11 protein-coding genes are annotated in these 11,882 nt (G+C 71.2%); 7 read left to right on the top strand and 4 right to left on the bottom strand.

What is annotated here, in order from left to right; translation table 11 throughout:
* Positions 1-2: 2 nt before the first annotated feature.
* A complete protein-coding gene (locus ACTRO_RS12175; RefSeq protein ID WP_034263257.1) occupies positions 3-1,838 on the bottom strand; it encodes an SCO2524 family protein in 1,836 nt (611 codons plus the stop codon).
* 341 nt (positions 1,839-2,179) lie between these two features.
* Here ACTRO_RS12175 and ACTRO_RS12180 point away from each other — a divergent pair, with 341 nt between their 5' ends.
* Both ACTRO_RS12180 and tmpA read left to right on the top strand, forming a co-directional pair.
* A complete protein-coding gene (locus ACTRO_RS12180; RefSeq protein ID WP_051450705.1) occupies positions 2,180-2,968 on the top strand; it encodes a GntR family transcriptional regulator in 789 nt (262 codons plus the stop codon).
* Positions 2,965-4,131, top strand: coding sequence for a 2-trimethylaminoethylphosphonate dioxygenase (tmpA, locus tag ACTRO_RS12185; protein WP_051450706.1), 1,167 nt, complete (start codon positions 2,965-2,967; stop codon positions 4,129-4,131). The genes ACTRO_RS12180 and tmpA overlap by 4 nt, the downstream gene beginning before the upstream one ends.
* On the opposite strand, the gene ACTRO_RS12190 is transcribed toward tmpA, so the two are convergent.
* Positions 4,110-5,486, bottom strand: coding sequence for an ammonium transporter (locus ACTRO_RS12190; RefSeq protein WP_084316196.1), 1,377 nt, complete (start codon positions 5,484-5,486; stop codon positions 4,110-4,112). The two genes, tmpA and ACTRO_RS12190, sit on opposite strands and share 22 nt — an antisense overlap.
* Before the next feature lie 268 nt (positions 5,487-5,754).
* Between ACTRO_RS12190 and ACTRO_RS12195 the strand changes: the two genes are divergently transcribed.
* Together ACTRO_RS12195 and ACTRO_RS12200 are read left to right on the top strand one after the other, a co-directional pair.
* A complete protein-coding gene (locus ACTRO_RS12195; protein ID WP_034263259.1) occupies positions 5,755-6,549 on the top strand; it encodes a hypothetical protein in 795 nt (264 codons plus the stop codon).
* On the top strand, positions 6,546-6,890 hold the full coding sequence (locus ACTRO_RS12200) for a transcriptional regulator (protein WP_034263260.1): 345 nt from the start codon (positions 6,546-6,548) through the stop codon (positions 6,888-6,890). Before ACTRO_RS12195 ends, ACTRO_RS12200 begins: the two co-directional genes overlap by 4 nt.
* Here the strand turns inward: ACTRO_RS12200 and ACTRO_RS12205 are convergent.
* Both ACTRO_RS12205 and ACTRO_RS43195 read right to left on the bottom strand, forming a co-directional pair.
* Entirely contained in the window at positions 6,874-7,794 is a 921-nt protein-coding gene (locus ACTRO_RS12205) for an EamA family transporter (protein WP_034263261.1), read from the bottom strand. The genes ACTRO_RS12200 and ACTRO_RS12205 overlap by 17 nt on opposite strands.
* A 32-nt stretch (positions 7,795-7,826) precedes the next feature.
* Positions 7,827-8,387 (bottom strand): hypothetical protein, encoded by a 561-nt coding sequence (locus tag ACTRO_RS43195; protein WP_084316197.1) that lies wholly within the window; start codon positions 8,385-8,387, stop codon positions 7,827-7,829.
* Between the two features lie 118 nt (positions 8,388-8,505).
* Between ACTRO_RS43195 and ACTRO_RS12215 the strand changes: the two genes are divergently transcribed.
* From ACTRO_RS12215 to ACTRO_RS12225, 3 genes are all read left to right on the top strand, one after another.
* On the top strand, positions 8,506-10,050 hold the full coding sequence (locus tag ACTRO_RS12215) for a CYTH and CHAD domain-containing protein (protein ID WP_034263262.1): 1,545 nt from the start codon (positions 8,506-8,508) through the stop codon (positions 10,048-10,050).
* 84 nt (positions 10,051-10,134) lie between these two features.
* On the top strand, positions 10,135-10,860 hold the full coding sequence (locus ACTRO_RS12220; protein WP_034263263.1) for a response regulator transcription factor: 726 nt from the start codon (positions 10,135-10,137) through the stop codon (positions 10,858-10,860).
* Complete coding sequence (locus ACTRO_RS12225) at positions 10,857-11,864, top strand: sensor histidine kinase (protein ID WP_051450710.1); 1,008 nt, start codon at positions 10,857-10,859, stop codon at positions 11,862-11,864. Before ACTRO_RS12220 ends, ACTRO_RS12225 begins: the two co-directional genes overlap by 4 nt.
* The last annotated feature ends 18 nt before the right edge of the window (positions 11,865-11,882 follow it).

The raw sequence follows: 11,882 nt of genomic DNA on the forward strand, positions 1-11,882 counted from the left end.
GGTCACAGCCTCCGATCCGCGTCCTGGCGGGCCGCGGCCAGTTCGTCGAGATCCCGCAGCACCTGCTCCACGATCGAGCGGGCGCTGGCGGGACGACTCGCGACCAGGAACTCGGCGCGCTGCAGGCGCAGCCCGGCCTCGCGCAGCCGCTCCTGGGTGGGCGAGCGCGGGTCGGAGGGAGCGGTCAGCTGCTCCTGGGAGAGCAGGTGATCGGCCTCCGCGACCTCCGCCTGGGCGGTCTCGACCAGGCTGTTGTCCGGGGCCACCGGGGACTCGGCGAACAGGGAGGCGGAGACGAGCATCTCCATGACCCGCTCGGTGATGCCCCAGACCGGCAGGTCCGAGTCGTTCGTCTCGAAGGCGAACGCGCCGGCCACGTTGTCCCACAGGCCGTTGGCGAGCCGGCGGGTCTGCATGTGCTCGCCGATGTCGTCGGACACGCGCAGCAGCCGGGAGCGGGTACGCCAGTCCAGCGAGTTGCGCGCGGCGCGCAGGGCGGTCTTGCCCAGCTGCGGGGCGAAGTCGACGACGTTCCAGGCCAGCGCCGGGCCGCCCTTCTCCGAGCCGGGCATCGGAATGCGCAGGCCCGGGTGGTGCAGGGCGACGGCTCCGTCCTGCGCGTTCAGGGCGCGGCGGCTGATCCGGCCGCGCTGGGCCAGTTCCTCGGAGATCGCGGCCAGCCGCACGAGCAGCTGCTCCTGGGTCGGCTCGCGCGAGTTGCCGACTCGCTGCACGACCAGGGCCGCGGCCAGCAGCGAATAGTACTCGGAGACCTGGTCGTCGGTGGTGGCCCAGGGGATGTCCTCGACCGGCAGCTTGTTGTCGCCGAACAGCGCGATCGCGGACCAGTACTCGAGCGTCAGGCCCCAGCGAAGCTGCAGGGCCTCGCGCATCACCTGCTGCTGCCCGGTCAGCAGGCCGAGCCGGTTCGTGCGCTCGGAGAAGAGGTCGATCAGACCGTCGAGCGCCTGGACGGTGAAGTAGAGCGACGGGCGCGGTTCGGCCAGGCCGTCGCTCTGCTTCACCTCGGCCGCCGAGCCGATGTCGACCTCGGGCGCGTTGTTGGTCACCCCCCAGGCCCAGCCGCACTCGAAGAACTTGCCCGCGTCCAGCTCGTCCTCCACCGAACGCAGGCCGAAGGTCAGGTCGCGCAGCTTGGCCCGGATCGGAGCCAGCCGGGTGAGCAGGGCGTTGTTGGCGGTGCGCCCGGTGTTGCGCCCTTGGCTGATGGTGCGCACCAGCGCCTGCTCGGCCGGGGAGCCGGTCGGCATGACGCTGATGGAGAAGGACCGGAGCAGGCCGACCATCGAGGCGTCGAGCCGGCGGTCGAGCCGGCTGCAGACGACGTCGATCTCGTCCACCAGATCCTTGCGGGTGAGCTGGCGCTGGAAGCTGCGGGCGAAGCCCTTGGCGGCCAGGCAGAAGGTCAGGGCCATCGAGTAGGCGTCGACGACCTCGTATTCGGTCTGCTCCGGTGAGATCGTCTCGTCGGCCGAGAGCGCGGAGAGGTAGCTCTTCGAGCTGAAGATCGGGTTGCCGGCGTCGTCGGTGTACCGGTCGAGGTATTCGGTGATCTGCCGGACCAGCAGTCGCGGGATGTCGCGCTCGTCGCCCAGCGGTTTGAGCGTCTCGAGAACGTCGTCCCGGATCGAGTCCGGCCGGTCCAGGGCCAGCGATTCGATCTCCGTGGACGGGTAGAGCAGGATCAGCAGCTGCTCGGCGTCGTTGATGCTACTGGACTGGTCTCGCCCGCCCCAGCGCCACTGCTCCTCGCCGTAGCAGTACCGCGCGTAGGCAGTCCACAGATCGAGCAGGCGTTGTCTCGGATTGGTCTTCAATGCGGCTCCCGCCCCCTGCCGGCCGGTCCTTCCCAAGCGGGCGGTGGCCGTGGCTGCGACTGAATTCTGCCGACCTCCTACCCATGATGAAGAGCTCTGATTCTTTGAACAATGGGTGTATCGAACCCCACTCCTAGGACCGGCTCGACACGCTCAACGCCCGGTATATCTGGGCGCACGACGCCATTTCCGACCCCTTCTGCGAATAAGGGCACTCACTTCATCTTCCGTTCGCGGGGGTCGCTTCCAGTCCCATGGACCCCGGTGGTCGCGGGGGCCACGGCAGTTGCCAACTTGTAGGAACAGGATCTAGCTTGTACCTACAAGTGTGAGGAGGCTTCATGGCGGCCGAGAACGCGGCGCTCTACCAGGACCTCGCGGCCGGGCTTCGGCGCGCGATCGGCGACGGCACGTATCCGCCCGGGTCGCAGCTGCCCTCGGAGCACGAGCTCGCCCGGGTGCACGGGCTGGCGCGGAGCACGGTGCGGCGGGCGCTGGGGATCTTGGCGGAGGACGGGGTGATCGCCACGCAGCAGGGGGCGCGGCGGACGGTGCTGGCGCAGCCGCGGGTGCAGAGCTTCAGCCGGCTGCGCTCCTTCTCGCGCTGGGCGCAGTCCATCGGGGAGGTGCCGGGCGGGCGGGTGGAGCTGCTCGAGCGGCGGGCCGCCACCGAGACGCAGGCCCGCGAACTCGGCCTGGCCGCCGGGGATCCGCTGGTCTACCTGGTCCGGGTCAGGCTGCTGAGCGGCGTGCCGATGATGATCGAGCGGACGGCGTACGCGGAGCGGGCCGGGCTGCGGCTGTCCTTCCTCGACCTGGAGCGGGAGTCGATCTCGGAGCGGCTGGAGGAGCACGGGATCGTCTTCGCCCACGCGGAGCACACCATCGACGCCGTCAACGCGAGCGCCGAGGACGCGCGCCTGCTCGAGATCGAGCTGGGGCGCGCGATCCTGCGCGAACGCCGGCGCACGACCGACCCGCAGGGCCGGCCGCTGGAGTGGTCGGAGGACCGCTACATCGGCGACGGCGTCGCCTTCACCGTTCGCAATTCCCTCGCCCTGGCGCCGTTGACGCGCGACCGGGCCGTTCCCCCGACCCCGACCCCGCCCCCGACAGGAAGCGCTCCGTGAACCCGCAACCTACCGCCCGGATCGAAGCCGGCGGCGCCGAACTCGTCCTCGACGATGCCCGCTACCCCGCCATCTGGCTTCGGGACAACTGCCCGTGTGCCGACTGCGCGCTACCCGGCAGCGGCCAGAAGCTTTTCGGCATCACCGACCTCCCCTCCCCCGCCGAGTTGACGATCGTCGAGGCCGCATACGGGTCCGGCGAAGTATCCGTCCGCTTCGCGCCCGGCGGCCACACCTCGCGCTTCGCAGAGTCCTGGCTTCGTGCGCACCGGCTCGGCGCCAACTTGCCGTACGACGACCGGGCCGAGGATGCGAAGGTGCTCTGGAACAGAGCGACCTTCGCCTCCGCGGATTCGCTTCCGGGCGCTTCGTTCGCGCAGTTCGCTCGTGACGAGTCCACCCGCCTCGGCTGCCTCGATGCCCTGCTGACGTACGGCTTCTTTCTGCTCCACGACGTCGCGGTCCGCGAACGCGCCGTCCTGGAGGTCGCCGAGACGTTCGGGTACGTGCGGGAGACCAACTACGGCTCGCTCTTCGACGTGCGCGTGGAGCAGAATCCTGCGAATCTCGCCTTCAGCTCGCTGCCGATCACGCCGCACACCGACAACCCGTACCGCGACCCGGTGCCGACCATTCAGCTCCTGCACTGCCTGGCGAACGCGGCCGGCGGCGGGGAGTCCGGGCTGGTCGACGGCTTCGAAGCCGCGGCCGCGCTGCGCGAGCAGAACCCTGACGCGTTCGACCTGCTGGCTCGTACGCCCGTCACCTTCCGGTACGCCGACGAATCGGCCGATCTGGCCGCGACGAACCCGATGATCGACGTCGACGTGCTCGGCCGGATCAAGGGGATCCGCTTCAACAACCGCTCGATGCGGCCGTTGACCGGCCGGCTGCCGGTCGAGCGGGTCGCAGAGTTCTACCAGGCCTACCGGGCGTTCGCGGAGCTGCTCTACCGGCCCGGGGCCCAGCTGAACTTCCGGCTCGAGCCGGGTGACTGCGTGGTCTTCGACAACACCCGCACCCTGCACGCGCGCACCGGCTTCACCGCCGGCGGGCACCGGCACCTGCAGGGCTGTTACGCCGACCTCGACGCCGCCGCCAGCGCCCGCAGCATCCTGCGACGGGCGCGGGCGGAGGCGGCTCAGGGCTCGAAGTCCTCGTAGCTCGCCGAGAACGGCGCCGGCGCGGGCCTGGCCGACGCGGCCCCGCCGAAGCTGACCGCCGCGCGGTGCAGGGTCCCGGCCAGGCCGCCCCAGTCGTAGGCGGTCTCGGCGTGCTCGGTCTGGTCCACGCCGGTGATCTCGGCCTCCGCGCTCACCCGCAGGCCGACGGTGGCGTGCACCAGCTTGGCCAGCGCGAAGGAGAGCACGAACGAGTACACCAGGATGATCCCGCCGCCCTCGGCCTGGGCCCCGAGCTGGTCGAAGCCGCCGCCGTAGAACAGCCCGACCCTGGCCCCGTTGGAGAACCCGGCGACCTCGGCGGGCGCGGCGAACAGGCCGATGCAGAGCGTGCCGACGATGCCGCCGATCAGGTGCACCCCGACCACGTCGAGCGAGTCGTCGAAGTCGAAGCGGTGCTTGAGGTTCACCGCGTAACAGCACACGAATCCGGCGATGAGCCCGACGAAGAGCGCGCCGGTCGGGGAGACCGAGCCGCAGGCGGCGGTGATCGCGACCAGGCCGGCCACCGCGCCGGAGGCGGCGCCGACCGTGGTGAACGTCCCGTGCTGGGCCTTCTCCGCGGCCAGCCAGCCGAACACCGCCGTGCACGCGGCGATCTGGGTGTTGAGGAACACCACCGAGGCCTGGCCGGCCGAGGTGAGCGCGGAGCCGGCGTTGAAGCCGAACCAGCCGAACCACAGCAGTCCGGCGCCGAGCATCACCAGCGGCACGTTGTGCGGGCGCATCGGGTCCTTGCGGAAGCCGATCCGCTTGCCCACCACCAGCGCGCAGGCCAGCGCTCCGGCGCCGGAGTTGATCTCCACGGCCGTGCCGCCGGCGAAGTCCATGACGTGCAGCTTCGCGTTGATGAAGCCGTTCGGCGAGAAGACCCAGTGCGCGATCGGGAAGTAGACGAGCGTCACCCAGCCGGCCACGTACACGGCCCAGCCGACGAACTTGGTCCGGTCGGCGATCGCGCCGGAGATCAGGGCCGGGGTGATGATGGCGAACATCAGCTGGAAGCAGGCCACCGCGAAGATCGGCACGCCGCTCGAGCCGTAGAGCGCGAGGTGGCTGCCGGGCTTGATCCCGGTGTCCACGCCGTGCATGCCCCACTGCGCGAAGGTGCCCCAGAAACCGTTGCCGTGTGCGTCGTTCGCGTTACCGAACCCCACGGACCATCCGTAGAGAACCCACGCGACGCTGACCACGGCGATGCAGATGAAGTTCATCATCAGCATGTTCAGCACGCTCTTCGCGCGGACCATGCCGCCGTAGAAGAACGCCAGTCCGGGCGTCATGAGCAGGACCATCGCGGAGCTCGCGAGCACCCACGCGGTGTTGCCGGTGTCCACAGTCGGCACGATTACGGTTCCTCCGGTCGGCGCAGCTCTCGTCAAGGTCAGCAAGCGCGATGCGATGCGCCCATACGATCTCCGCGCCCGGTTACCGGGCGCGGCGCGAGATGTTTCGTTCCGGTGACAGATGCAACGCGAAGGTTACGTCTAGTTGACGCGCGCCCCGGCGGGACGCGGCGGGGGTTGCGTCCACGGGCCCGGCAGCGCACACTTTGCAGTGCAAACTTTGCGATGCAAACTTTGACGCGACGAGCCAGGGGGCGACGTGACCACCGTGCCGGCAGAGATTCCCGAGCCCGATCGAGGCGCGGCCGCCGCGGCCGGCGACCTGGTCGCCGAGCTGCGCTCGATCCGGCGGCGCACCCGCCGCCTCCGCCGCGCGTACGGCTTCCCGCTGCTGGTCTTCGGGGTCCTGATCGCCGCGGCCGCTCCGCTCTACGTCCAGCATGAGCCGCATCCGGGCCTGAGCGCCGGGGTGTCGGGGCCGGATCCGGCCTGGGTCCAGAGCTTCGGCGGCATGGTGGACGGCTACCGCGACTCCGCTCCGGTCACGCTCGCCGTGTTCTGGCTCGCCGCCATCGCGGTCGGCGCGGCGGCGATGGTGCTGTGGTACCGCCGCCACGCCCGGCAGACCGGCGTGCGGAGCCGCGTGGCGCCGAGCATCCTGACCTGGGCGGCGGTCAGCGCGCTCGTGATCGGCCTGCCGCTCTTCGGCCGGAACTGGTTCATCTCGGAGCTGGGGTGGAACGCGAGCTACCGCGGCACGCTCGCGCTGCTCGTGATCGGCCTGGGCCTGTGCGTCCTGGCCGCGACGGAACGCAGCCTGTTCCTCGCCGTCACGGCTCTCGCCTTCTGCGCGACCGCCGTCTACAGCATGCTGGGCGACCCGGAGAACACGGTCTTCCGGGTGCTCTCCTGGTGCGGAGTGCGCGACGATCAGATGCCGTATACACTCGCGCCGATGGCCGCGGTCCTGTTCCCGGCCGCCGTGCTGCTCATCGGCGCGGCCGTCGCCGCCGGCCCGCCGCACCTGCCGAAGCGGAAGAGTGCCGCCCGATGACGCTCGAGAACCCGCCGGCCGCCCACCCCACCGCAGACCTCGACGACGTCGTCCACCAGCGCAACCGGCTCGGCATCCTGACCGTCGTGGCCGAGGCGGACGAGGCCGAGTTCTCCTTCCTCCAGGACGTCCTCGGCCTGACCGCCGGCAACCTCAACCGCCACCTCGCCGTGCTGTCCAAGGCCGGCCTGATCGCCCTGCGCAAGAAGGACACCCGCGGCGGCCGCCCGAAGACCTGGGTCAAGATCACCGAGTCCGGGCGCAAGGCGCTCGCCCGCGAGATGTCCGCCCTCGAGCAGCTGCTGCGACGCCACCAGGCCGGGCCTACCTCTCCGCCTTAGCCTTCAGGCTCGCTCCGACCGACGCGGCGGCCACGCACAGCACCGCGAGCCACTGCGGCCAGTGCAGCGACTCGCCGAGCACGACGAGGCCGACGAGGGCGGCCACCGCGGGTTCGAGGCTCATCAGGATGCCGAAGACCCGCGGCGGGATCTTGCGGAGCGCCTCGAGCTCGAGCGAGTACGGGATCACCGACGACATCAGCGCGACGCCGAGGCCGGCCGCGAGCACCCAGGGGCGCAGCAGCGCCGTTCCCCCTTGCGCGATGCCGAACGGCACCACCATCAACGCCGCGACGGCCATGCCCAGAGCCAGGCCGTTGCCGGCCGTGGTGTGCCGGCCCAGTGCCGCGCCGGCCAGGATGTACACGCCCCAGCACGTCCCGGCGGCAAGGGCGAGCAGTATGCCGACGAGGTCGAGGCCGCCTCCTCCCGCGTCCATCAGCAGCACCACGCCGCCGGCCGCGAGCAGCGCCCAGAGGCCGTCGAGCCAGCGCCGGGACCCGAGCAGCGCCACCGCCAGCGGGCCGAGGAACTCGATCGTCACCGCGACGCCGAGCGGGATGCGGGCCAGCGCGAGGTAGAAGCACAGGTTCATCGCGCCGAGGGTCACCCCGTAGCCGGCAATCACCGCCCAGGTGCGGCGGGTCAGCCGCGGCGACGGCCGCCAGGCGAGCATCAATACCGCCGCCGCGAAGAAGATCCGCAGCGAAACCGTGCCGAGGCTGCCCACCGTGCCGAACAGGTGCGTGGCCAGCGCGGCGCCCACCTGGACGCTGATGATGCCGAGCAGCACCAGCGCCGGCGGCGGGATCTCGCCGAAGGCGCGGCGGGCTGAGACGGTCGGTGCGAGCCGAAGGGCCGGCGCGCGGCCGGCCCCGTCGTCGACGTGCAAGGTGGTGGCCATTCAGGGATTATCTCCAGCCGGATCTTGCCGCGTCACGCGGCCTTCAGGTCGGCGCGCCGCTCGGCCAGCCAGCTGAGCATGGTGTGCGCGCTGTAGCGCTGGTGCATGCGCAGGGAGGGCGACAGCGCGTCTTCCGGCTGGATGCAGCGCCCGACGAAGAAGCCGGCTATGCCCGCGAGCACGCTGTCGACCTGCTCCGGGTCGGCCCCCGCCGCGGCGGGATGCCGGGCCAGCAGGGCGGTGGCATCGTGTCCGTCCGCGGCTGCGTCGGTCCGCTCGGTCCAGCGCAGCCGGGGCGCGGGCACCCCGGCCGGGAGCAGCGAGTTGATGCGCGCCTCGATCACATAGCTCTCGGCGGCGAACGGCGCCTCGCGCGCGCCCGCGGCCTTCACGAACCAGCAGCCGCCGCGCCCGCGCACCCGGGCGGCGAAGCCGGAGGTGAACCCGCAGCCCGCGCTCGCCTCCGCGCGTGCCTGCCCGCCGACCCGGGCGGAGATCACGGCGCGCACTCCGGCCGGCAGCCCGTCCCAGCCGATCCGGCGGGCGGTGCTCTCGTACGCGGGGCGTGCCGGCGGGGTCGCGAGCGTGTCCATGGAGGTCAGCATGCCAAGGTCGGCGCGCGGGGCGCCACTGATATCGGTGAGCCCTCGCCCTGTGAAGGACGGCCTACAACGGCTCATCATTCGCCACAATTCGGGTAGCCGAATGCGCATGGCTACCGCGATTCATGAGACCGAGCTCAAGTACGACGCACCGGCCGGCACACCGCTGCCCGAGCTGCTGGACCTGGGCGAGCTGCCGCATGTGGCCTCGCAGTCGGCGGCAGCGACCGTGAAGTTGGACGCGACGTACTACGACACCGCCGCGTACGACCTCGCCCGGGCCGGCATCACGCTGCGCCGACGGACTGGCGGCAAGGACGCCGGCTGGCACCTGAAGGTTCCGGAGGGTGCCGCGAGCACGCGGACCGAGCTGGGGCTTCCGCAGGGGTCCGAGCCGCCGGCCGAGTTCGTCGAGCTGCTCACCGCGCGATTGCGGGGCCGGCCGCTGCACCCGGTGGCCACGATCACCACGCGGCGCAGCCTGTGCGCTCTCGTCGACGCCGACGGTAGCCCGCTGGCCGAGATCGCGCACGACACCGTCACGGCCGCGGCCATGGGCAGCGAGGCGGCGCTCAAGCGGTGGACCGAGGTCGAGGTCGAGCTCGCCGCCGACGTGGACGCCGGCCAGGGCGCGCGGCTGCTGAAGGCGGCCGACCGCACGCTGCGTAGCAGGGGGCTGACGCCGTCTGCGCATCGGATGAAGCTCGCCGCCGCACTGGCGGACGCGTTGCCGCAGGAGCCGGAGTTGCGGCTGCAGAAGGCGGGTGCCGCCGACGTCGTGCGCGCCTACCTGCGCGAGCAGTGCGAACAACTCCTGCGGATGGACCTGCTCGTGCGACGCTCCGAAGCCGACGCGATCCACCGCATGCGGGTGGCCGCCCGCCGCAGCCGGGCCGCGTTGCAGGAGTTCGGCACGCTGTTCGGCGGCCTGCGCACCCAGCAGCTGATCAATGAGCTGCGTTGGCTCGGCCAAGAGCTCGGCGCGGCCCGCGACCAGGAGGTGCTGCGGGATCTGTTTCTCCGCCAGCTCGATGAGATCCCGGTCGAGTCCGTCCTCGGTCCGGTGCGGGCCCGCATCGCCGGCCACTTCGCGCCGCTCGTCGCCGACGCGGAAAGGCGTGTCGGCGAAGTGCTGAACTCGCCGCGGTATCTGGACCTGCTCAACGATCTGGAGGACTTCGTCGCTGCCCCGCCGTCGATCGAGGCCGACGCGGAGGAAGCTCAGCGTCCTGCGAAGCGTGCGCTCCCGCGGATGGTGCGCCGCTCCCAGCGCCGCGTCGGGCGCAGAATGCGCGCGGCGACGCAGTCGCTTCCCGGCGAGCGTGACAGTGCCCTGCATTCCGCGCGCAAGGCCGCGAAACGCGCGCGATACGCCGCGGAGGCCGCGTCGCTCGCCCTCGGCAAGAAGCCGCGCAAGTCGGCGAAGGCACTCAAGAAGCTTCAGTCGAGCCTCGGCCGTCATCAGGACGCGGCGATCGCGTCCGACGTGCTGCGGACCGTGGCACTGCGGGCCCATGCCGAGGGCGAGAACGCGTACACGTACGGCCTGCTGCACGAACGGCTGGCCGCACACCGCGACCGATCCGCCGAGCACGCGCGCCACGACTGGCTACGGGCGAACCGGCGCAAGCGCACAGCCTGGATGAAATCGTAAGAATATTGATCAACTGCCACTGATTCGCCGAGTACCACTATTGCGACGTCATGCCGTCCGCCCGTACGGACGATAATGCCGGGCATGGGAAGACAAGATTCACGTCCTGTGGTGATTCTCGCCGACGACGATGACGCGATCACGTCCAACCTGGCCCCCTTCCTCGAAAGGGCCGGGCTTGCCGTGCACGTCGCCTCGGACGGCGAGGCCGCACTGGAACTGGTGGAACGGCTCGACCCGGACGGATGCATACTCGACGTGCTCATGCCCCGTGCCGACGGCCGGGAGGTGCTGCGCCGGCTGCGCGCCGACGGCCACTGGCTGCCGGTGATCCTCCTGACGCAGGTGGGTGAATCGACCGAACGCGCGATCGCCCTGGAGGAGGGGGCGGACGACTACCTCAACAAGCCGTTCGACCCGTACGAGCTGCTGGCGAGGTTGCGCGCGGTGCTGCGCCGCGCCCGGCCGGGGCGCAGGCCGCTGTCCGCGTCGCCCGCGCTGCGGGCCGGCAGCCTGCGGATGGACCGGATCTCGCGCCGGGCCTGGCTCAAGGACACCGAACTCCTGCTGACGCCGAAGGCGATGCTGCTGCTCGACTACCTGCTCACCCACCCGGACGAGCTGATGAGCCGAGATCGGTTACTCGAGGTGCTGTGGGGGTTCGACTTCCCGGTCGGAACGCGCGCCGTGGACAACCGGATCGCGGAACTGCGGCGGGCGCTCGGCGACGAGCCCACCCGCCCGGAGTGGATAGCGACCGTGCCCGGCCAGGGGTATCGGTTCGTCGCGCGAGTGGACGAGGTGCGATGACGCGGCTGGTACCCGGGAGCCTGCTACGGCTGCGGCTGCTCGCTCCCTTGCTGGGCGGAATCGCCCTCGGCCTCGTCATCGAGCTGACCGAACCCGAGACCAGGCTGTACGCGCTGGTCTCGCCCGCGCTGCTGGTGGGCGTGGCCGGCCTGCTCGGCACCGTGGTTCCGGCCTTCCTCACCGTGATCCGGCAGCGGTCCGCCGCGGCGACCGAGGCGGCGGTGGGCGAGGCGGTGGCCAAGGCGGCCGAGGACCGGCTGCGTTTCCTGATGCGGCTCGACCACGAGCTGAAGAACCCGCTGACCGCCATCCGCGCCGGGCTGGCGAACATCGAGCAGGTCGGGCCGGTGGTGGCGGCCGAGACCTCCGCGAGCGCCGCCCTGGCCAGCGTCTCGGCGCAGGCGAACAGGATCGCCCGGCTCGTCGGCGATCTGCGCAAGCTGGCGGACCTGGAGACCAGGGCGATCGAGGCCGCGGCGGTGGACCTGCCCGCTCTGCTGCACGAGGTGACCGAAGCCGCCGAGGCGATCCCGCTGGCGAGCGAGCGGGTCGTCCGGGTGAACGTGCCGCAGGCGCCGTGGCCGCTTCCGCTCGTCGAAGGCGACCGGGACCTGTTGTTCATCGCGCTGCAGAACCTCGTCGCCAACGCGGTCAAGTTCTCCGCACCCGGCGACACGGTGGAGATACGCGCCAGCGAGGACGGCAACTGGGTGCTGCTGGAGGTCGCCGACACCGGGGCGGGGATCCCCGAGGACGAGATCGGCGAGGTCTGGCACGAGCTCGCCCGGGGCCGCGCGGCCCGCAGTGTGCCCGGTACCGGGATCGGGCTCGCCCTGGTCCGTGTCGTGATCACCCGGCACGGCGGGCAGGTCGCGATCCGCAGCCGGGACGGGCAGGGCACGGTGGTCAGCATCCGGCTTCCGGTGCAGGGCCGTACCGGAATCGCGCCCGCTGTCGCAGTCCCGCGACAGCGCCGCGATTTCCGCGGCAAAGCGCGTGCCTAGGGTGAATTTGGCAACGAC

The organism is Actinospica robiniae DSM 44927, assembly GCF_000504285.1.
Classification (GTDB): domain Bacteria; phylum Actinomycetota; class Actinomycetes; order Streptomycetales; family Catenulisporaceae; genus Actinospica; species Actinospica robiniae.